Source organism: Pseudomonas sp. I3-I5 (assembly GCF_022699445.1).
In the GTDB taxonomy this organism is placed as follows: Bacteria; Pseudomonadota; Gammaproteobacteria; order Pseudomonadales; family Pseudomonadaceae; genus Aquipseudomonas; species Aquipseudomonas fulva.
In genome coordinates this window covers 1,333,564-1,354,415 of sequence record NZ_CP093940.1, presented here as the reverse complement: position 1 = coordinate 1,354,415, position 20,852 = coordinate 1,333,564, and the positions used below count along the sequence as shown (strand labels likewise).

The 20,852-nt window shown below is 60.3% G+C and carries 19 protein-coding genes and 1 tRNA gene; 3 read left to right on the top strand and 17 right to left on the bottom strand.

Features of this window, described 5'->3' with window-relative positions; all coding sequences use genetic code 11:
* Nucleotides 1-12: 12 nt before the first annotated feature.
* Nucleotides 13-1,494 carry a glutamate--tRNA ligase gene (gene gltX, locus MOP87_RS06055; RefSeq protein ID WP_111475701.1) on the bottom strand — a complete coding sequence of 494 codons (1,482 nt, stop codon included), beginning with the start codon at nucleotides 1,492-1,494 and terminating at the stop codon, nucleotides 13-15.
* Between the two features lie 186 nt (nucleotides 1,495-1,680).
* Entirely contained in the window at nucleotides 1,681-3,696 is a 2,016-nt protein-coding gene (gene uvrB / locus MOP87_RS06050; protein ID WP_023535858.1) for an excinuclease ABC subunit UvrB, read from the bottom strand.
* 283 nt (nucleotides 3,697-3,979) lie between these two features.
* Here uvrB and MOP87_RS06045 point away from each other — a divergent pair, with 283 nt between their 5' ends.
* Nucleotides 3,980-5,176, top strand: a complete 1,197-nt coding sequence (locus MOP87_RS06045) for an amino acid aminotransferase (protein ID WP_242810243.1) — start codon at nucleotides 3,980-3,982, stop codon at nucleotides 5,174-5,176.
* Nucleotides 5,177-5,237: 61 nt separating this feature from the next.
* Nucleotides 5,238-5,313, top strand: a tRNA-Asn gene (locus tag MOP87_RS06040).
* A gap of 219 nt (nucleotides 5,314-5,532) precedes the next feature.
* Here the strand turns inward: MOP87_RS06040 and MOP87_RS06035 are convergent.
* From MOP87_RS06035 to MOP87_RS06020, 4 genes are all read right to left on the bottom strand, one after another.
* A complete protein-coding gene (locus MOP87_RS06035; protein ID WP_242810242.1) occupies nucleotides 5,533-8,469 on the bottom strand; it encodes a membrane-targeted effector domain-containing toxin in 2,937 nt (978 codons plus the stop codon).
* A 120-nt stretch (nucleotides 8,470-8,589) separates the two neighbouring features.
* On the bottom strand, nucleotides 8,590-9,156 hold the full coding sequence (locus MOP87_RS06030) for a DUF1285 domain-containing protein (RefSeq protein WP_028688126.1): 567 nt from the start codon (nucleotides 9,154-9,156) through the stop codon (nucleotides 8,590-8,592).
* Nucleotides 9,157-9,165: 9 nt separating this feature from the next.
* Nucleotides 9,166-9,771: a DUF4823 domain-containing protein gene (locus MOP87_RS06025; RefSeq protein WP_028688125.1), complete on the bottom strand. Its 606-nt coding sequence runs from the start codon at nucleotides 9,769-9,771 to the stop codon at nucleotides 9,166-9,168.
* A 100-nt stretch (nucleotides 9,772-9,871) separates the two neighbouring features.
* Entirely contained in the window at nucleotides 9,872-10,507 is a 636-nt protein-coding gene (locus MOP87_RS06020; protein WP_023535859.1) for a TetR/AcrR family transcriptional regulator, read from the bottom strand.
* Between the two features lie 68 nt (nucleotides 10,508-10,575).
* Here MOP87_RS06020 and MOP87_RS06015 point away from each other — a divergent pair, with 68 nt between their 5' ends.
* Nucleotides 10,576-10,734 (top strand): hypothetical protein, encoded by a 159-nt coding sequence (locus MOP87_RS06015; protein WP_154665224.1) that lies wholly within the window; start codon nucleotides 10,576-10,578, stop codon nucleotides 10,732-10,734.
* Between the two features lie 145 nt (nucleotides 10,735-10,879).
* On the opposite strand, the gene MOP87_RS06010 is transcribed toward MOP87_RS06015, so the two are convergent.
* From MOP87_RS06010 to plsX, 11 genes are all read right to left on the bottom strand, one after another.
* Nucleotides 10,880-11,023, bottom strand: coding sequence for a hypothetical protein (locus tag MOP87_RS06010; protein ID WP_242810241.1), 144 nt, complete (start codon nucleotides 11,021-11,023; stop codon nucleotides 10,880-10,882).
* Between the two features lie 684 nt (nucleotides 11,024-11,707).
* Nucleotides 11,708-12,490 carry a TatD family hydrolase gene (locus MOP87_RS06005; protein WP_104925991.1) on the bottom strand — a complete coding sequence of 261 codons (783 nt, stop codon included), beginning with the start codon at nucleotides 12,488-12,490 and terminating at the stop codon, nucleotides 11,708-11,710.
* A 27-nt stretch (nucleotides 12,491-12,517) separates the two neighbouring features.
* On the bottom strand, nucleotides 12,518-13,504 hold the full coding sequence (locus MOP87_RS06000; RefSeq protein ID WP_028687679.1) for a DNA polymerase III subunit delta': 987 nt from the start codon (nucleotides 13,502-13,504) through the stop codon (nucleotides 12,518-12,520).
* A complete protein-coding gene (tmk, locus tag MOP87_RS05995; RefSeq protein ID WP_027914363.1) occupies nucleotides 13,497-14,129 on the bottom strand; it encodes a dTMP kinase in 633 nt (210 codons plus the stop codon). The genes MOP87_RS06000 and tmk overlap by 8 nt, the downstream gene beginning before the upstream one ends.
* A gap of 9 nt (nucleotides 14,130-14,138) precedes the next feature.
* Nucleotides 14,139-15,332 carry an endolytic transglycosylase MltG gene (mltG, locus tag MOP87_RS05990; RefSeq protein WP_042139780.1) on the bottom strand — a complete coding sequence of 398 codons (1,194 nt, stop codon included), beginning with the start codon at nucleotides 15,330-15,332 and terminating at the stop codon, nucleotides 14,139-14,141.
* A 4-nt stretch (nucleotides 15,333-15,336) separates the two neighbouring features.
* On the bottom strand, nucleotides 15,337-16,152 hold the full coding sequence (gene pabC / locus MOP87_RS05985) for an aminodeoxychorismate lyase (protein WP_027914362.1): 816 nt from the start codon (nucleotides 16,150-16,152) through the stop codon (nucleotides 15,337-15,339).
* Nucleotides 16,152-17,396 (bottom strand): beta-ketoacyl-ACP synthase II, encoded by a 1,245-nt coding sequence (gene fabF / locus MOP87_RS05980; protein WP_023533084.1) that lies wholly within the window; start codon nucleotides 17,394-17,396, stop codon nucleotides 16,152-16,154. Before fabF ends, pabC begins: the two co-directional genes overlap by 1 nt.
* A 187-nt stretch (nucleotides 17,397-17,583) precedes the next feature.
* Nucleotides 17,584-17,820, bottom strand: coding sequence for an acyl carrier protein (acpP, locus tag MOP87_RS05975; protein WP_110606732.1), 237 nt, complete (start codon nucleotides 17,818-17,820; stop codon nucleotides 17,584-17,586).
* 203 nt (nucleotides 17,821-18,023) lie between these two features.
* The gene (fabG, locus tag MOP87_RS05970) at nucleotides 18,024-18,764 is read right to left on the bottom strand and encodes a 3-oxoacyl-ACP reductase FabG (protein ID WP_027914360.1); all 741 of its coding nucleotides are present in this window, start codon (nucleotides 18,762-18,764) and stop codon (nucleotides 18,024-18,026) included.
* A gap of 15 nt (nucleotides 18,765-18,779) precedes the next feature.
* On the bottom strand, nucleotides 18,780-19,718 hold the full coding sequence (gene fabD / locus MOP87_RS05965) for an ACP S-malonyltransferase (protein ID WP_028687680.1): 939 nt from the start codon (nucleotides 19,716-19,718) through the stop codon (nucleotides 18,780-18,782).
* Between the two features lie 147 nt (nucleotides 19,719-19,865).
* Nucleotides 19,866-20,846 (bottom strand): phosphate acyltransferase PlsX, encoded by a 981-nt coding sequence (gene plsX, locus MOP87_RS05960; RefSeq protein ID WP_027914358.1) that lies wholly within the window; start codon nucleotides 20,844-20,846, stop codon nucleotides 19,866-19,868.
* Nucleotides 20,847-20,852: the final 6 nt, after the last annotated feature.

Here is a 20,852-nt window from a genome sequence, read left to right as displayed (position 1 = left end):
GCCTGCCTCATCTCAAGCGATGGTAGCCAGCTGCTTTTCCCATTCCTTGTTTTCTTTCTTGGAAACACCGCCCAGCAAATCCAAGGCCTGACGCAGACGATAGCGGGTCAGGTCAGGGCCGAGGATTTCCATGGCATCGAGCACCGACACCGAGCTTGCCTGCCCGGTGATGGCGGCGAACATCAAGGGCATGGCGTCACGCAGCTTCAGTTCCAATGCATCGACCACGCTCTGAATGCAACCGGTGATGCGCTCTTTTTCCCACTGACGCAGGCTCTCAAGCTTCCACAGGATCAACTGCAGGACCTGGCGCACCTGATCGGCCGACAATTTCTTGCTTTCGAACAGCTTGGCGTCAAGCTTCAGTGCGCCTTCGAAGAAGAACCCGCCCAAAGGCACCACCTGGCTGAACGTTTCAACCCGGCCCTGCACATGCGGCGCGATTTTCATCATGTAGTCGCTGTTGAACGCCCATTTCTGCAGGCGCTGGGCAAAGGCTTCCACAGGGAGCTCACGCAGCCATTGGCCGTTGAGCCAGGAGAGCTTCTCGATGTCGAAGATCGGCCCGCCCAGCGAAACGCGGGACAGGTCGAAGTGCTCGACCATTTCGGCCAGCGAGAACTTCTCGCGCTCATCGGGCATGGACCAGCCCATCCGGCCCAGGTAGTTGAGCATGGCTTCGGGCATGAAGCCCATGCGCTCGTAGAACGTCACCGACGTCGGGTTCTTGCGTTTGGAAAGCTTGGACTTGTCCGGGTTGCGCAGCAGGGGCATGTAGCACAGCTTGGGTTGTTCCCAACCGAAGTACTCGTACAACTTGATCAACTTGGGCGCCGACGGCAACCACTCTTCACCGCGCAGTACGTGGGTGATGCCCATCAGGTGATCGTCGACCACGTTGGCCAGGAAGTACGTGGGCAGGCCATCGTTTTTCATCAACACCTGCATGTCCATGCGATCCCACGGGATCTCCACGTCACCGCGCAACATGTCCGGCACCACGCACACGCCCTCGGCGGGCACCTTCATGCGGATTACATGGGGCTCGCCTGCGTCAAGCCGGCGTTGCACTTCGTCGGCGCTCAGCAGCAACGCTCGCCCATCGTAACGAGGCGTCTCGCCGCGGGCCTGCTGTTCGGCGCGCATCTGCTCCAGCTCCTCGGCGGTGCAGAAGCAATAGAACGCATGGCCGGCGTCGACCAGCTGCTTGGCGTACTGGGCATAGATTTCACCGCGCTCACTCTGCCGATACGGGCCATGTGGGCCACCCACGTCCGGGCCCTCGTTCCATTCGATGCCCAGCCAACGCAACGCATCGAAGATCTGCTGCTCGGACTCGCGCGTGGAGCGCAGCTGATCGGTGTCCTCGATGCGCAGGATGAACTCGCCGCCGTGCTGTTTGGCGAAGCAGTAGTTGAACAGGGCGATGTAGGCGGTGCCGACATGGGGGTCGCCGGTAGGCGATGGCGCGATACGCGTGCGTACGGTGGTCATGGGAGTCTCGAACGAAAGATGAAACAAAGCCTCGATGTTAGCAGGTGGCAGGCACCGGGCTCCAGCGATGCGGTGAACCTGAGCTGGCCCCCATGATGCCGAGCCCACGGTAGGCCATACCGTGGGTGGCTTGGGTGCAGCGCGGTCTCGCCTGATCGATGCGCTGTGAATGCCGACCGCCAGGCATCAACTTGCGATCAGGCGATCTCGCAACTGGGTGATCTCGTCACGCAACTGGGCGGCGGCTTCGAATTCCAGGTCACGGGCGTATTGCATCATCTTGTCTTCGAGCTGCTTGATGCGCTTGGTGATTTCGCCTGGGGTGCGCAACTCGGCCTCGTAACGCGCGCTCTCCTCTGCCGCCTTGGCCATCCCCTTGCGTTTCTTGCTGCGCGCGCCCGGGACGGTCGCACCTTCAAGGATATCGGTGATGTCCTTGACCACGCTTTTGGGCACGATACCGTGCGCTTCGTTGAAGGCGATCTGCTTTTCTCGACGTCGCTCGGTCTCGTCAATGGCCCGCTGCATCGAACCGGTTATGGCGTCGGCATATAGAATCGCCCGACCATTGAGGTTACGCGCAGCCCGGCCAATCGTCTGGATCAGCGAACGCTCGGAGCGCAGGAAGCCTTCCTTGTCCGCATCGAGGATGGCGACCAGCGAAACCTCGGGCATGTCCAGGCCTTCGCGCAACAGGTTGATGCCGACCAGGACATCGAACGTGCCCAGGCGCAAGTCGCGGATGATCTCGACCCGCTCCACGGTGTCGATGTCAGAGTGCAGGTATCGCACCCGTACATCATGGTCTGCCAGGTAATCGGTCAAGTCCTCGGACATGCGCTTGGTCAAGGTGGTGGCCAGCACCCGCTCGCCCAGGGCCACGCGCTTGCGGATCTCCGAGAGCAGGTCATCTACCTGGGTCAGCGCAGGGCGTATTTCGATCTGCGGGTCGACCAGGCCAGTGGGACGCACCACCTGCTCGACGACGCGCCCAGCATGCGCCTCTTCATAAGGGCCGGGCGTGGCGGACACGAAGATGGTCTGCGGGCTGACGCTCTCCCATTCGTCGAAGCGCATGGGGCGGTTGTCCAGCGCCGACGGTAGACGAAACCCGTACTCCACCAGCGTTTCCTTGCGTGAGCGGTCCCCTTTGTACATGGCGCCCACCTGGGGAACGCTGACGTGCGACTCATCGATGACCAGCAGTGCGTCGGCGGGCAGATAGTCATACAGCGTAGGTGGGGGCGCACCGGCAGGACGACCGGACAAGTAGCGAGAGTAGTTTTCGATACCGTTGCAGTAACCCAGCTCCATGATCATTTCCAGGTCAAAGCGGGTACGCTGCTCAAGACGCTGAGCCTCCACGAGCTTGTTGGCCTTGTGCAGGTACTCAAGCCGGTCGGCCAACTCTTCCTTGATACCCTCAACCGCCTGAAGCAGCGTTTCTCGCGGCGTCACGTAGTGGCTCTTGGGGTAGAACGTGAACCTTGGCAACTTGCGCAGGATTTCGCCTGTCAGCGGATCGAACGCGGCAATGTTTTCCACCTCGTCGTCGAACAGCTCGACGCGTATGGCTTCGAGGTCCGATTCGGCCGGGTAGATGTCGATGACATCCCCACGCACTCGGAAGGTGGCACGGGCGAAATCCATTTCATTGCGGGTGTACTGCAAGTCGGCCAGTCGGCGTAGCAACGCGCGCTGGTCGAGCTTGTCGCCACGGTCGATGTGCAACACCATCTTGAGGTAGGTTTCAGGACTGCCCAGGCCATAGATGCAGGACACGGTGGTGACGATGATCGCATCGCGCCGCTCGAGCAGCGCCTTGGTCGCCGAAAGGCGCATCTGCTCGATATGGTCGTTGATCGAGGCATCCTTCTCGATGAAGGTGTCCGATGAGGGCACATAGGCTTCGGGTTGATAGTAGTCGTAGTAGGAAACGAAGTACTCCACCGCATTGTTGGGGAAGAATGCCTTGAACTCGCCGTACAACTGCGCCGCCAGCGTCTTGTTCGGTGCCAGGACCAACGTGGGGCGCTGCACCTGCTGGATGACGTTGGCGATGCTGAAGGTCTTGCCAGAGCCGGTCACCCCCAGCAGAGTCTGGTGCGCCAACCCCGCCTCGATGCCCTCGACCATTTGCCGAATGGCCTCTGGTTGATCGCCTGCTGGCTGGAACCGGGTAACGAGCTGGAACTCGGACATGTCGAACCTCGCGGTGCTGCACTGTAAATTTAGCCAGTAGTCTATACCCAAATGGGCACGCCGGGGGACGCTTTGAAGGCCCAACGGTGACCCCGTGTTACGGTGGACAGGGCAAAGGCCGCAAGGGTCGAAAATTTTTTGCGCAAATAGTCGTAAAAGCGGCGTCGCAGTGTCGCCGTGACCGTACCGGATCACTATACTGACTCCCCGTTTGTGCCCCGCTTCAGTGCATTCGGCTGGAGCGGATACCTCCCCTTACACTCCTATCCGAGCCAAGGTAACAATGAGCCTGTTTTCCGCTGTCGAGCTGGCACCCCGCGACCCCATCCTGGGCCTCAACGAAGCATTCAATGCCGACCCACGCACCGACAAGGTGAACCTGGGCGTGGGCGTCTACTGCAATGAGGAAGGCCGCATTCCGCTGCTGCGGGCTGTGATCGAAGCCGAGACCCAGCGTGCCGCCCAGCATGCCTCGCGTGGCTACCTGCCGATCGACGGCATCGCGACCTATGACCAAGCGGTGCAGAAACTGCTGTTCGGTGCCCAGTCCCCGTTGCTGTCCGATGGCCGGCTTGTGACTGTCCAGGCAGTGGGCGGTACGGGCGCACTGAAGATCGGCGCCGACTTCCTCAAGCGTGTATCCCCCGAGGCCGTGGTAGCCATCAGCGACCCTAGCTGGGAAAACCACCGTGCGCTGTTCGAATCAGCGGGCTTCCCGGTTCATACCTATCGGTACTATGACGCCCCGACCAACGGCGTCAATCGGGCAGGCATGCTCGAAGACCTCGAGGCGTTGCCCGCAGGCTCCATCGTCGTGTTGCATGCCTGCTGCCATAACCCGACCGGGGTGGACCTGGACCTGGAAGACTGGAAGAACGTCCTGCAAGTGGTCAAGACCAAAGGTCATGTGCCCTTCCTGGACATGGCCTACCAGGGCTTTGGAGACGGCATCGACGAGGACGCCTTTGCCGTACGCCTGTTTGCCGAGTCGGGCCTTGAGTTCTTCGTCTCCAGCTCGTTCTCCAAATCGTTCTCCTTGTACGGTGAGCGCGTGGGCGCCCTGTCGATCGTGACGGCCTCCAAAGACGAAAGCACGCGCGTACTGTCCCAGGTCAAGCGGGTTATTCGTACCACCTACTCCAACCCCCCCACCCATGGCGCCACCATCGTGGCGACGGTGCTCAACAGCGCAGAGCTGCGGCAGATGTGGGAAACCGAGCTGGCAGAAATGCGCGAGCGCATTCATGGCATGCGCAAGCAGATGGTCGAGTTGCTGGCTCATTACGGTGCCAAGCGCGACTTCAGCTTCGTGGGTCGCCAGGTCGGCATGTTCTCCTACTCGGGCCTGACCGTGGAGCAAGTGGCTCGGCTGAAGAACGAGTTCGGCATCTACGCGCTGGACACTGGCCGCATAGCCGTGGCTGCGCTGAACCAGAACAATATCCACGTCGTGACCAAAGCCATCGTTGAAGTGCTGTAACTGATTGATTTCGCAGGGGTGACTTGACTTACCCCTGCTGTTGAGTAAGATACGTGCACATTCCGCGATAGCTCAGTCGGTAGAGCAAATGACTGTTAATCATTGGGTCCCTGGTTCGAGTCCAGGTCGCGGAGCCAGATAATCAAGATCCTTCACAGGGTTTTGAAAATAATCCAAAAACGCCGCTTTGAGGGATGTTGTCAAACAGACATACCCAAAGCGGCTTTTTTGTGCCCGCTGTGGATATGCCCGTGTCTTTTGCCCAGGTCAGTGCTCATCGCATGATCCGCATGGCATGGGTGCCGTTCAGGCGCTCCATGAGGCGTAGGCCAAATGCACGCCTCCCGCGCATCGACTCATCTCGTCAACACATACTGCAACCCATGATGCTCCAGCAGGGTACGTATCTCTCGCAGGCTTGCTAGCCGTCGCTCACTGACCCATGGCCACTCGGGCCGCTGGATATAAAAACGTTCACCTTCCTGGACGATGGGCGTGTACACCAACCCACCCGTGCGGCTGCGATGCACCAACTGCAACTGGCCATCGGTGCTCTCGAACGTGAATGCACCGTTATGCTTGAGCATGGCCGCCACTTCCTCACCGACCGGCTTCGCCGCTTTAATCGGTACTTGCAGGCGAAGATCGCTTTTGACCCGGCGTACCTCCATGACGTAATCAATGGCCGCCAGCCCAGGGTCGGCACCGATACCGCCGGGCATACCTACCTCAATGTCCTCGACGCGCAAACTGATTGCGCCCTGAAGTTCGCTTACGCCGCGCACGCCTTCAAAGTCGCTGGCGTGGCTATTTCCCACCAGCGCAACCCACCGGCTTGGGCCTCGGACCGCCTGGTCCGCCTCGATGATTTCATGGGCGTAGAAGTTCATCATTTGCTGCCTGATCACCGCCGATGGCGGGTTGTCCCAGGCCTGGCGGTAGCTGGCCATGCAGTCGATGGACTGGATACGGATGCCGGACTTCTGCGCCGCAATCAGCACGTTGCGAAACGAGTAGCGGCCTGCCAGATCGACCCCATGACCTTCATCCAGATTATTCACATAGGTGCTCAACCGGGCGGGCATCTTGCCCGAGCATTTGAACACATCAAGGTCGGCCTGATGAAAGTCGGTCATGAAATGCTCCAGGTAGAGCACCTTGATCTTTTCGCGCTTGAGCAGAGGCATGTTGTCTATCAGAAACTGCTTGCTGCCCAGCCCTGAATGGCTTTCACCGATGACCAGCCCTTCACTGTTCTGGTAGAGGCTGCGGATGATCAACTTGGCACTGGCGTCACGAGGCATAGCCGTTATTGCGGGCCGCGCGGGCGGTATGACATTTTCAAGATAGGCAACGGCGTCGGTGGCAAGTGCGTCGCGGCTGGCACGGAATGCCTGGTAGCTCGCTTCTACCTGAGCATCGAAGCTGCTCATGATTCCACTTAGCGCGCGTTCATCTACCGGGGCATTGGCGGCACGCTCAAGCAGAGGACGGGTTTCACGCGGAATCTCGTAGGGCATTTCGGGCAGGGCCTGCACAGCAGCTGCGTTGCTTGGCCGCCCCCAGGCCCCAAGCAACTTGCGTGGCAATCCGCCACCCTGCAAGCCTGAGCGCTGTAGAGGTTGCCACTGGCCGTCCGCTGTCATATGGATGGGCACGTTGCGATAGAACGAGTACGGATTCTGCGGGTCGATGACCACCCAGCTGCCCATCTGCTGCACATAACGGACCTCGAAGGGTTGCTGGTCAATCAGCGCATAGAACTTGCCATCCTGCAGATAGATACCCTCCTGCCCGCCACTCCCAGACTGGGCGCTGAGGATGATGTTGGTTTCAAAAGGTGCCAGCAGGTCTTCATGGCTAACCGGGCGGAACGGCTCAGGGACCCAGGCTTCAATTTCGGCGGGTGTCGCCGGGGCCGCCTCCTCTTGCTCAACGGCCAGGGTGCTGCCCTCAGGCACCTGTGGATCAATCAGCGTTTCCTCGGCGCCTGCACCTACGGCACCGGCTAGCATGGCGGCGTTGAACAAGGTGTCGATGGCCGCCAAGATCGCGCCGGTCACACCGGCCTGCCGCTCGCTCGTGGTATGACCGTTGACAGCCTGGTCGATGTTCAGCCCCATATCGGCAAGCCCTGCGCCGACCACAGCCAGTGCGATCGGCCAGTCGACAGCTGCCATGGGCCCTGCTACTTGGCCGAACGCCTTGAGATAGCCGATCCACAGCTGTTTGCGCAGGTCCGCGTTGCTGCGCAGGGCGAACTGTGCGTCGTCGGTCATGCGCTGGCGCGCGGCGTCGCGCAGGTGACTGAACGCATCGCCCGGCAGGGTGGCATCGAGCTGATTGAGGCACTCGTGATCATCACCGCCCCAATTGAAGAACAGTAGATCGATCAGGTGATTGAGGCCAAGGCGATCATCTTTTTGGGCACGGCTGGACAACGGAAAGTGCGCCACGAAGCGCGCCCGGTTTTCGGCTTCGTTGGTATTGTTCAACACCCACCAGTAGAGGTCCTTACGCGTTGGGAAAAGATGCAGTGCGTCCGTTTCACCTGGGGTGTACAGCAGTTGCGAACCATCCTCCAGCACAATGCGCAGAAAGTCGCTCGCAATGTGCCCGCCAATGTCGAAGGTACACACGCGATAACCCGCGGCCGGCAGTACAACCGCCTGAAGTTGCTCCAACGTGGGTGATGCAATATCAAGACCTGTCAGCGCAGTGGCGACGCGGCGAACATGCTGGGCCAGCGCCGTGCTGCTGTCGGCCGCGCAAATTTCGATCACCTTGGCGAGGAAGTTGACTTTCGCCAGTACACGATAGTGCTCAGCATGTTCTTGCCAAAACGCCTGAAGCCGATGGTGAAATTGGGTACTGAAGTCGATTTGCCAGAAATCCTCGAGCACAGCCTGGGGCTCCAGACGGATCTCATTGTGCTCGTCATAAAAACCGGGGCCAGGGCCATTACTGTAAAAGCCGGTCAGGTAACTGAGCAGGTCGCTGTTATCCTGGTCATGGACGTCGAAACGGTGCATGACCAACTGCGGCAGTGTGAAGGATTGGACAGGCGGGTCCAGGTGCTGCCACCCACTGAAGGTGCGAGGGCTGCTCTGGGCGGTTTCGAAACGGTTGAGGTAGACCTGGTCAGGGTCAAGGTGTGACAAGTTGTGTTTGCTCAACAACCCAACAGCTGTGTCGCGGGCCAACTGGCGCATATCGGGACAGGCTGCTACAAGTGGAGCAGCGATGGCGCGTAGTTGGGATTCGACGGGTGGGGTCAGAATCTGCAGGCCCATGGCGAGGTTCCTCACGGTGTAAAACCGTGAGGTTGAGCCATTACCGTACGTTTTGAGCGCTAGTTATCAACCACCTTCCACACGGTCTTCATGCCCCAGTGAAGTGCGGTGAAGCGTGACTCAGGGATAATCCACCTGCCCTATGGGATAGAACTCACCCCGGCTCCACACGCCCAGCCATTGCTGATCTGCGATTTGCCGCGCAACGGCCAACTCGACCAACTGATAGAAGACATTACGGTGAATCAACGCCTCAAGATTGCTGCGCATCAGCACATAAGGCGAAGGCGCCTGGGTGACGGGGTCAGTCACCACCCGCAGCGGATGGTCAGGCCCTGCTTCGACCTGATCATCCACATTGTTGGTGAAGCGTAACACCTGCTGCTCCCCCTCCCCCGTCACTTCCAGGGCCACGGCAACGAACGGTGCATCGTCGACTTTGATGCCGACCTTCTCGACTGGCGTTACCAGAAAGTAATCATCACCGTCGCGGCGGATGATCGAAGAAAAGAGCTTCACCATCGGCTTGCGGCCGATAGGCGTGCCCAAGTAATACCACGTTCCGTCCCGTGCGATACGCATGTCGATGTTGCCGCAGAAATCGGGATTCCAGAGGTGCACAGGCGGCAAGCCCTTGGACGTTGGAAGCTGTGTCAGCAGGTCGTTGGCCTTGCCCGTCTCATTCATCGCAGTGCCTCATCGACTCATGCCAAGAAGGCTACGAGCGTACTCGCGCATGGGCGCAGCAAGCAAATCCCTGGGCGTCTGGTCGTGGAACGTCAACAAACCGCCACGGCTTTTGATACGGACCGTGTCTATCAGGTAGCGGGTACTGGTTTCGATGAGCATCATCTGTACCACGCCGCTATCCCAACCCAGTCGGTCCACGGCCTGTTCGTCGTACCACTCGTCCCCATTGCCAATGCGGTCATCGGTACGAGCGAAACGGGTATAGAGCACGTAATCGGCCCCAAATGAGCGTGCCTGCGCAATGGCCTCTTCCAGGCCCAGCGGTGCCTCGGCACGGCGTAGCATCGGGAAATACTCAACGAAGCTTTTGAAGGCCTCTTCGGCCACCGCATTCTGCTGCGGGACCGGGCCTTTACCGGGCGGCACGAATGCACCTTGCCCAATGAAGATAAAGGAATCGGGCTGCAGTCGGATCGACAGCGTACGACGGGTATCGCTGTGATCCAGCAGGCCGGCATCGCTCATGTGGTAGCGAACACCTTCCCCCATATCACTTACTTTCATGCACCCGCCCAACGCCGCAAGCGTCAGCACCAAGACCAGGCTCCGCATCATTCCTCCAAGGGCCGGCGTCAAAAAAGCCGGCGAATGGCTGACGAATGCAGCTTTTGCGCCAGTTTTGGGTTGGCCGCACGCCTGGGCCGGTGCTGACTCAGCTGGCTGGGTCGGGGTCGCGCTTGCGTTTGTTGCCCATGCGTACGCCGATGTCCATCAGGAACTGGAAGAAGCCTTCTTGATCTTCCAGCACATTGCTCCAGAACGGGGAGTGATAGAGCGCTACCGCCCCATGGACCAATGCCCAGGCGGCACAATAGTGGAAATAAGGGGGTACATCTTCAAGCTTGCCCTCACTGATGCGGCCTTTGATCAGTTGCGTGAGGCGGTCGAAGTTGGAGGCGCGAATGCTATGCAGTTGCTCGACCATTTCCGGCACCTGGTTACCCTTGACTACCTTCTCTTCCAGACGATCGAAGAGCCTGTAGCGTTGCGGGTCGCGCATGCGAAATTCGAAGTAGGCACGAGACAGGGCTTCCTTGTCGCGGTCTACATCGGCCGAATGCAGAAGCTCATTGAGGTCGCGCTCGTAGTCGAGCATCAGGCGCAGGTAGATCTCTGCCTTGGACTTGAAATGCTTGTAGATCGTGCCTTTGCCGATACCCACGGCGTCGGCGATCATTTCGACGGTGACGCTGTCCTCGCCTTGCTCGAGGAACAGCTTGAGTGCGGTGTCTAGGATTTCCTGTTCGCGACGGCGAAACTCACGGACCTTACGAGGTTCTTTCTGCATGGGAAGGACTGGCTGACGATCGAAGCGGATTATTATGCCTAACTTGCGCGAAATTGCACGGATCATCCGTGGTCACCTCTGTTTTCGGTGGTGTGCGGGTGATCCTGATCGTTGGCAGCCTGGCCTGGAGTATTCCAAATCTGTTTAAAAAACGATCAATTTTGCCTGGCATTGTGCGTAGCCTGGGCAATACTCAAGGGGTCGGCGCGGCGCATCCCCCCGAGTGACGCGACGATAAAGGTACTCAGGGACCGCGTACCTTTGTTCTACTCCTAATGGTCTTAACCCGGATTCCCCCCCAGAAGCCGGGTTTTTTTTGAGGGGGTTGGGTGGCTAGCGTAAAGCAGATCCCCGCGACCCCCACGCTACCGTTCAGCTCTTGCTCTTGCTCTTGCTCTTGCTCTTGCTCTTGCTCTTGCTCTTGATCTTGATCTTGATCTTGATCTTGATCTTGATCTTGATCTTCGCGACTTCAGAAGGCCGAACGCAGGTCTTGCGGAGGGAGGTGACAGGCATGGATGCCTGTCAAGCGCTGGGCCCCAGGATGGGGCCTACAGCGCGGTCCTCCCGGGAGCAAGACCGGAGTGAGGGAACCCCGAAGCGCAGCGTAGGGGCCGTATGAACGGAGCGCAGCCTTTTTTGGTTACTTTTTGTGGCGTTTGACAAAAAGTAACTCGCCGTAAGGGCGAAAAGGTGATTCAGCGTCGCCATCGCAAATGGACTATGCTCTCTATCGATACCCACACCAACCCAATCAAACTTCAAACTTCAAACTTCAAACTTCAAAGCGTGGGCGCATATATCGAGTTGGTATTCATTGGCGCGGGTGGCGCACAGTCACCCTTCCGCCCTTACGGCGGCTCACTTTTTGTCTTGTCAAAAAGTAAGCAAAAACCGCCTGCTCCTATCATCCGGCCCCTACGCTGCGCTCCGGGGTTCCCTCGCTCCGGGCTTGCTCCCGGGAGGACCGCGCTGCAGGCCCCATCCTGGGGCCCAGCGCTTGACAGGCATCCATGCCTGTCACCTCCCTCCGCAAGCCCTGCGCTCGGCCTCCTGAAGTCGCGATCTGCGGCGCCTGGACTACAGCGCGCTTAGAAGCAAGAGCAAGAGCAAGAGCAATTGCAAGAGCAACTGCAACTGCAACTGAAACTGAAACTGCAACTGCAACTGCAACTGCAGCGTTAACTCAGAGTATGCGGCTTAGCAAACCCTTGCCAACGGAAACAACCGCTTGAAGTTTGTAGTGGTCTGCTCAGCCAACTGTTCATAGCTGACACACCGTAATGAAGCCACATATTCAGCGACTTCCCGCACATATTGAGGCAGGTTAGGTTTACCCCGATAGGGAATCGGCGCCAAATACGGCGAGTCGGTTTCCACCAGAAGCCGATCCGTCGGCACCTGCCGCGCCACCTCCCGCAACGCCTCGGCATTACGGAACGTCACGATCCCCGAAAGCGAGATGTAATACCCAAGATCCAACGCCGCCTTGGCCATTTCCCAGTCTTCGGTAAAGCAGTGCAAAACACCTGCCTGCGGCAAGTCCGCCTCACGCAACAGCGTCAAGGTATCGGCACGGGCCGCTCGGGTATGCACGATCACCGGTTTTCCCGTCTGCCGCGAAGCTTCCAGGTGCAAGCGAAATGACGCCTGCTGCAGTTCGGCAGCTTCCGGCTCGTAATGGTAATCCAGGCCGGTTTCACCGATCGCCACTACATGGGGATGGGCCAATTCGGTCAACAGCCAGTCCAGGGCAGGCGCTGCACCCGGCGCTAGGTCCAGCGGGTGAACGCCTACCGAGCAATCCACATCGCTGTATTGCTCGGTCAACGCTTTGACTGCGCCTGCATTTTCGGCACTGACACCGATGCACAGAAAGTGCCCGACACCCCGAGCGCGTGCTGCCTTCAAGGCAGCATCGAGCGAACCCCCGTGGGCGCTGAGGTCAAGGCGGTCAAGATGGCAATGGGAATCTACAAGCATGGGTACACACACGGATAAGGATTAAAGTCAGCGCCCAGTTGGCAGTTGTAGCCAATGAGCCAGCAACGATTCGATCAGCAAAGCACGGTTCAGGTTCGCCTTGCCCAACACTTTCTGACGCTGCTCAAGGATCCAGGCCTGAACCTCGAGGACGTTCGCCGGACGGCTCTTTTGCGCAAGGTATTGCACCACCTTGCGCATGTCGGCCATGCCGAGCCCATCATCGTCCTGGGTCAACTGGTAACGCAGGATCAGCTGGGCCCAGTCGAAAAACCAATCGAACAGCAACAACAACGGCACGGCTGTCCAGGCGTCGGCCAACTGGCTGGGCGACTGCTGCTGCTTGAGCAGCTTCTTCACACCGTCGGTCACCAGGGCACGCTGTTCATGCACGCCGTGTTGATGAAGACTCAGGGCCAACAGCGGCGAGCCGGCAGACAAGGTCAACAGATCGTCACGCCGGGCCTCATCAGTCTCCGGCAAGGCGCTGGCCAGCCAGGCATGGCTCTGGGCCTTGGTCGGCTGTGGACAGGTGACCTGCTGGCACCGGCTCTTGATGGTAGGCAGCAAGCGGCTGGGTTGGTGGGTCACCAACAGCAGCACCGTGTCGCCAGAAGGCTCCTCCAGGCTTTTGAGCAGCGCATTGGAGGCGTTCACGTTCATCGATTCGACAGGCTCGATCATGACGACCTTGCGCCCGCCCAACTGCGCGGTCTGAGCGACGAATGCAACCAGTTCACGGACCTGATCCACCTTGATTGGCTTGTCCAGCTCTTCAGGCTCAAGCATGAAGTTGTCAGGGTGACTACCGGCCTTGAGCAAATGGCAGGACTTGCACTGGCCACAAGGCAGCGTGCCATTAGGCCGCTGGCACAGCAGCCGCGCCATCAGACGCTCGGCCAGATCACGCTTGCCTATCCCCTTGGGACCGTGCAGCAGATAGGCATGGGCATGCTGGGCGCGGCCAGCCAGTTGCTCCCATAGCGTCTGCTGCCAAGGATAGGCATCAGCCACGGCAGCGCTCCACGATACCTGGCAGCAATCTGTCCAACGCTTGCTGAACGTTCGCCAGCGACTGCGACGCATCCAGCAACGTATAGCGTTGGGGTGCCGCAGCTGCGCGTTCCAGGTAGGCGCGACGGACCGCCTCGAAAAACGCCTGCCCTTCCTGCTCGAACCGATCCAGCCGCCCTCGCGCTGCGGCGCGGGCCAGGCCTACTTCGACTGGCAGATCAAACACCAACGTCAAGTCAGGACGAAGGTCGTCCTGCACGAACTGCTCAAGCGTTGCGATACGGTCGACGGGCAAGCTGCGCCCGCCCCCCTGATAGGCGTAAGTTGCATCTGTGAACCGGTCACATAGCACCACCGCCCCACCCGCCAGCGCCGGTCGGATCACCTGTGCAAGGTGTTGAGCGCGTGCAGCGAACACCAACAAAAGCTCGGTATCGGCGTGCATCGCCTCATCGCTCGGCGACAGCAGCAACTCACGAATCTTTTCAGCCAGTGGCGTGCCGCCTGGCTCGCGGGTCAGCACCACGTCCAGCCCTTGCTCGCGCAGCCGGGCAGCCAGGTATTCCCGGTTGGTGCTCTTGCCCGCACCTTCGGGGCCTTCCAGTGTAATAAACAAGCCGCTCACATACAGTCCTTATTGGGGGGCGTCGGGCGCCGACGGTTCGGTCGCCCGATCGCCATCGACCTTACCCTGTTCAGGCGCAGCGGCCGGAGCAGATGCATCATCCGATGCTCCCGCCTCAGGCGCCTGAGATGAACCGGACGGCGCCACATTGTCCGAGGGGGTTGGCTGCGCAGTGCCGGGGCTTGAGCGGTAATCTGCCCGACGCTTGAGCTGAAACTCGCGCACAGCAGAGTTGTGATCGTCCAGGTCATCGGAAAAGACGTGGCTACCGTCACCGCGCGCGACGAAGTAAAGGCTGGTGCCATCTGCCGGGTTCAACGCCGCATGGATGGCCTCACGGCCGACCATCGCAATAGGTGTCGGCGGCAGCCCAGTCATGGTGTAGGTGTTGTAAGGCGTCGGCTGGCGCAAATCAGCGCGTGTGATGCGGCCGTTGTAACGCTCGCCCATGCCATAGATGACCGTTGGATCGGTCTGCAGCATCATGCCCAGGCGCAGACGGCGGACGAAGACGCCTGCGATCTGCCCGCGTTCCTGTGGAATGCCGGTTTCCTTTTCCACCAGCGAGGCCATGATCAGTGCCTGATAAGGATCACGATAAGGCAGGTCGCGGGCGCGCTCCGCCCACTCGCGCGCCAGCACCTCTTCCAGGCGCATGTAGGCTTGCTGCAACAGTTCCACATCGCTCATGCCGCGCACGAAGCGATAGGTGTCCGGAAAGAAGCGGCCCTCCGGGAACACGCCAGCGTGCCCCAGCTTTTCCATGACTTGGGCATCGGAGAGGCCATCAAGTGTCTGCTTGATCTTTTCGTGCTTGGCCACCGCCGCGCGCACCTGGCGGAACGTCCAGCCTTCGACGAGGGTCAGGTTGTATTGCACCACGTCGGCCCGCTGCCAGGCGTCGAAAAGCTGTTTCACGGTCATGCCGGGGGTCAGGCGATACTCGCCCGTATGCAGCGGCACGCCGGCCATGTTGAAGCGCCAGTACAACCTGAGCCATAGCGCGTCGTCCAACAGCCCCTCTTGTTGCATGCGGTAGAACATGCGATTGGGCGTAGCGCCATTGGGCACATCCAGCAGGCGCTCCTGTGCCACATGCACAGGTTGATCCAACACCGAATGGACCTTCCAGGCCGACCAGCCAAGGGCCAGGCCCATGACGATCAGGCACATTTCCAGCAGCAGCAGGAATTTACGTCTCACGAATTCAGGTTTCCAGTAACGTACGGGCAACGGCCTGCAACGTTCGGGTGAGCGGGCCAGGCAGCCAGTTTAGCGCGCCTGCAGTGCGGACGGGCCAGATGCCGTAAACGCTATTGCAAACGAATGCTTCATCAGCCTGTCCGAGCTCATCGAACGCCAGGTCACGCACTTGCACAGGGATATTCATCAGCTTCGCCCGCGCCAGCAGTGCGGCGCGCATCACGCCCGCTACCCCGCAGCGATCAAGCTTGGCAGTAAGAAGCGTGCCTTGCTTGACCAGGAACAAATTGCTGTAGACACCCTCGATCAGCCGGCCCTGACCGTCACGCATCAGGCCTTCGGCGTATTCGCCGCCCTGCCATTCGGACCGTGCCAGCACCTGCTCGAGGCGGTTGAGGTGTTTGAGCCCTGCCAGCAAGGGTTGTTCCCCGAGCCGGGTCTGGCACATGAACAGGCGCACGCCCAACTCGGCGTGTTCGGCTGGGTAGATGGGCAACGGGCTGGCTTGCAGGATGCGCCGCGCCACGACGCCAGATGCGGGTGCATACCCGCGCTGGCTGTCACCGCGGGTCAGGATCAGCTTGGCCACGCCCTCACCCAGCTGAGCGGCATAGCGTCTTACTTCATCGGCCACCAGGGCCACGTCGGTGGCGATGGACAGGCGCTGACAGCCCAGTGCCAAACGCGCCATGTGCTCATCCAGCAGCGAGGGCTGCCCCTTGCGTACAGCGAAGGTCTCGAACAGACCATCCCCATACGCCAACCCGCGGTTGTGCAGGTTGATCGCAGCCGCAGGCGTGCCATCGACCCAGCTTTGCATCACTCGGCGAACCGGCGGAACACCAGGGAGCCGTTGGTGCCACCAAAGCCGAACGAATTGGACAGCACGACATCGATCGGCATGCTGCGGGCCTGGTGCGGCACGAAGTCCAGGTCACAGCCTTCGTCCGGCTCATCCAGGTTTATGGTCGGCGGCGCCATCTGGCTGTTGATCGCCAACACACTGAAGATGGCCTCCACCGCACCGGCAGCCCCCAGCAGGTGCCCGGTCATCGACTTGGTGGAGCTCACGGCCAGCTTGTAGGCGTGCTCGCCGAACACGCGCTTGATGGCTGCCACTTCGGCCAAGTCCCCCGCCGGCGTCGAGGTGCCGTGGGCGTTGATGTAGCTGACCTCCTGCGGCTGCACGCCGGCATCGCGCAGGGCATTAACCATGCAACGGGCTGCGCCTTCGCCCGATTCGGGTGGCGACGTCATGTGATAAGCATCACCGCTCATGCCAAACCCTACGAGCTCGGCGTAGATCGTTGCACCCCGTGCCTTGGCGTGCTCAAGTTCTTCGAGCACCAAGGCACCGGCACCGTCGGACAGGACGAAGCCGTCACGGCCTTTGTCCCAGGGGCGACTGGCCCGCGCAGGCTCATCGTTGCGGGTGGAAAGCGCGCGCGATGCGCCAAACCCGCCCATGCCGAGCCCACAGGCGGCCATTTCAGCGCCGCCGGCGATCATGACGTCAGCCTCGCCATGCGCAATGTTGCGCGCAGCCATGCCGATGCAGTGGGTACCGGTGGTGCAGGCGGTGGCGATGGCGTAGTTCGGCCCTTGCAGGCCCAGGTGGATCGACAGGAAGCCGGAGATCATGTTGATGATCGAGCCTGGCACGAAGAACGGCGAGATGCGCCGAGGGCCTGCGTCGTGCAATGTACGGCTGGTCTCCTCGATATTGGTCAGGCCGCCGATGCCCGAGCCCATGGCCACGCCTATGCGCTCACGGTTGGCGTCGGTCACTTCCAGGCCGGCGTTGCGCACTGCCTGAAAACCGGCTGCCAAACCGTATTGAATGAACAGATCCAGCTTGCGAGCCTCTTTGGCCGACAAGTACTGTTCAACCTCGAAGCCCTTCACCGAGCCACCAAAACGGGTGGAGTAGGCAGAAAGATCCGTATGCTCGATCGGACCGATGCCACTGCGGCCAGCCAGAATGCCCTGCCAGGTGCTCGGTACATCGGTACCCAGTGGCGACAGCATGCCCATACCGGTGACCACGACGCGTCTACGCGACACAGTACTCTCCTTTTCTAATGACAGAGTTTCTTGCCATTGCATCCAGTTGGACGGAATGAAATGGCAACAAGCTCTCGATGCGGGGCCTGGCAGCCGACAAGGCGACAGCCAAAGCTTGCAAAGAAAAAACCGCACGCCAGTCAAGGCAGTGCGGTTTTTCCCGACAAGAAGCGTCGACTACAGCGTCTTAGGCCTGGTGGCGGTTGACGTAGTCGATGGCAGCTTGAACGGTAGTGATCTTCTCGGCTTCTTCGTCAGGAATCTCGGTCTCGAATTCCTCTTCCAGAGCCATCACCAGCTCAACGGTGTCAAGCGAATCGGCACCCAGGTCATCGACGAAGGACTTCTCGTTAGTCACTTCTTCTTCCTTGACGCCCAGTTGCTCGGCGACGATTTTCTTGACGCGTTCTTCGATGGTGCTCATACCTAGTTTTCACTCCTAATGGATATATGTCAGGCAGCTGGCCGGTGGCTAATTTTATAGAAGAACGTCCGCTTTTCAAGCTCAACGCGCCTTCAGCCTAGTCCCACGACCAGCCCCCTGGAATCTGATTGCAGCTTTATAACGGATTTTAGGCTCGCAGTATGACTCTTTTTTTACGAAATCCGTCACATTGAACGGCGATATTACATGTACATACCGCCATTGACGGGCACGGTTGCGCCCGTCACGTACGCTGCGCCGTCAGAGGCCAGGAACGAAACCACCTTGGCGATTTCATCTGCCTGACCCAGGCGGCCCAGCGGAATCTGGGTCTGCAGGGCTTCGCGCTGCGCTTCTGGCAGCTCGCGGGTCATGTCGGTATCGATGAAACCCGGAGTGACCGAGTTCACGGTGATACCGCGCGAGCCCACTTCACGCGCCAGGGCGCGACTGAAGCCTTCCAGACCGGCCTTGGCCGCAGCATAGTTGGCCTGCCCAGCGTTACCCATGGCGCCGACCACCGAGCCGATGCTGATGATACGGCCCCAGCGCGCCTTGGTCATGCCGCGCAACACGCCCTTGGACAGACGGTAGAGGCTGTTCAGGTTGGTATCGATGACATCGAACCACTCGTCGTCCTTCATGCGCAGCATCAGGTTGTCACGCGTGATACCCGCATTGTTCACCAGAACGGTCGGCGCACCGAACTGCTCGCCGATGGCCGACAGTACCGAATCAACCGATTCGGCGCTGGTCACGTTCAGCTCCATGCCGGTACCGGCAATACCATGTTCCTTCAGGGTGGCGGCAATACGCTCGGCGCCCGAGGCCGAGGTCGCAGTACCGATGACGGTGGCGCCTTGGCGACCCAGTTCCAGGGCGATGGCCTGGCCAATGCCACGGCTGGCGCCAGTGACCAGTGCAACTTTACCTTGCAGGCTCATGCAAGCTTCTCCAAATCAGGCCAGTGCCGCACGCGTGGCGGCAACGGCGTCAGGGGTGTTGAGGTTGTAGGTGGTTACGCCATCGGCGCAGCGCTTGTTGAGGCCAGCCAGGACCTTGCCCGGACCGCACTCGACCAGGTGCACCGCACCGTTGGCAGCCAGCGCCTGGACGCACTCGACCCAGCGCACGGGCTGGTACAGCTGGGCCAGCAGATCACGCTTCAGCGCATCCAGATCGGGTGCGATGGCAGCTGTCACATTCTGCACAACCGGAATCTGTGGCGCCTGCCACTCGATGGCATTGACCGCGGCGGCAAATCGTTCGGCCGCAGGTTTCATCAGCGCGCAGTGCGACGGTACGCTGACTGCCAGCGGCAAGGCGCGCTTGGCGCCTTTCGCCTTGCACAGCTCCATGGCCCGGTCCACGGCGGCCTTGTTACCGGCGATCACCACCTGGCCCGGCGAATTGAAATTGACCGCGCTGACGACTTCGTCCTCAGCCGCTTCGGTGCAGATCTGTACCACGACGGCATCGTCCAGCCCCAGGATTGCGGCCATGGCACCGTGCCCGGCAGGCACGGCTTCCTGCATCAACTGGCCGCGGCGCTCGACCAGGCGAACGGCGTCCTTGAGGCTAATGCTGCCCGCTGCGACCAGGGCACTGTACTCGCCCAGGCTATGACCCGAGACGAATGCAGGCTTGGCGCCACCCTCCTCAAGCCACAGGCGCCACAGCGCAATGGAAGCGGTCAGAATGGCCGGCTGCGTTTTATCGGTCTGATCGAGTTGCTCTTGCGGACCTTCCTGAACCAGTTTCCAAAGGTCGTAACCCAGCGCCTCGGAAGCTTCCTTGAAGGTCTCGATGATCACCGGCTTCTGCGCGCCGAGCTCGGCGAGCATGCCCAGCGACTGGGAACCTTGACCTGGAAAGACGAATGCGAGAGATGCAGACATTGAACAAGCCCTTATGATCTTGTCGTCGGATAGAGGCGCCTGGCGCATGCCAGGCGCAGAATCTGAACATTTGGATGAAGACCGAAACCGTGCGGTCACATTTAAGCATTTCGTCGGCAAGACCGCTAAGTGCGGGCTCGCATCACATTACGTGAGCAAATCCTCCAGGCGACCATGGAGGCGCTTGGGCAAATTCTCCTGAATTTCGATCAGGGCCCGCTGGATTGCACTCTGAAAGCCCTCCACGCCTGCCGCGCCGTGGCTTTTGACGACGATGCCCTGCAACCCCAGAAAGCTGGCACCGTTGTGCCGCGCCGGGGCCAGATCAGCCTGCACACGCTTGAGCAGCGGCATGGCCACAGCGCCAGCCAGGCGCGACAACAGCCCGCGCCTGAACGCTTGCTCGATACGCTGCGCAATCATGGTAGCCAACCCTTCGCTGGACTTGAGCAGGATATTGCCAACGAAACCGTCGCAGACCACCACGTCCGCTGCCCCTTCGTACAAGCCGTCACCTTCGATGAAACCGACGTAATTGAGGCCGCGAGCCCCTTGCAACAGGTTTGCCGCCAGCCTGACCTGCTGATTACCCTTTATGTCTTCGGTGCCCACATTCAGCAGTGCCACTCGCGGGCGCTGCACGCCCAGCGACTGCGCCGCCACCGACCCCATCACCGCAAACTGGTAAAGCTGCTCGGCCGTGCAGTCGACATTGGCGCCAAGGTCAAGCAGCTGGCAGTAGCCGGTGCGTGTCGGGATGGCGGCTACCATGGCTGGACGATCGATGCCCGGCAGCGTTTTGAGCACGCCACGAGACAGCGCCATCAGGGCCCCGGTATTACCGGCGCTGACACAGGCCTGGGCCTTGCCGTCACGCACCAGCTCCAAGGCAACACGCATGGATGAATCCGGTTTGCCGCGCAATGCCTGTGAAGGCCGCTCGTCCATACCGATCACTTCTGCGGCACCGAGAATGTGCAGGCGCGCGCGATCGGCAGCTGAATAGCCGCTGACAAGTTCTTCCAAGAGGGAGGGTTGACCGACGAGGGTCAGGTGAAGCGAGGGGGTAGCCGACAGGCAGGCGATGCTAGCCTGGACAATGCTGCGGGGACCGAAGTCCCCGCCCATTGCGTC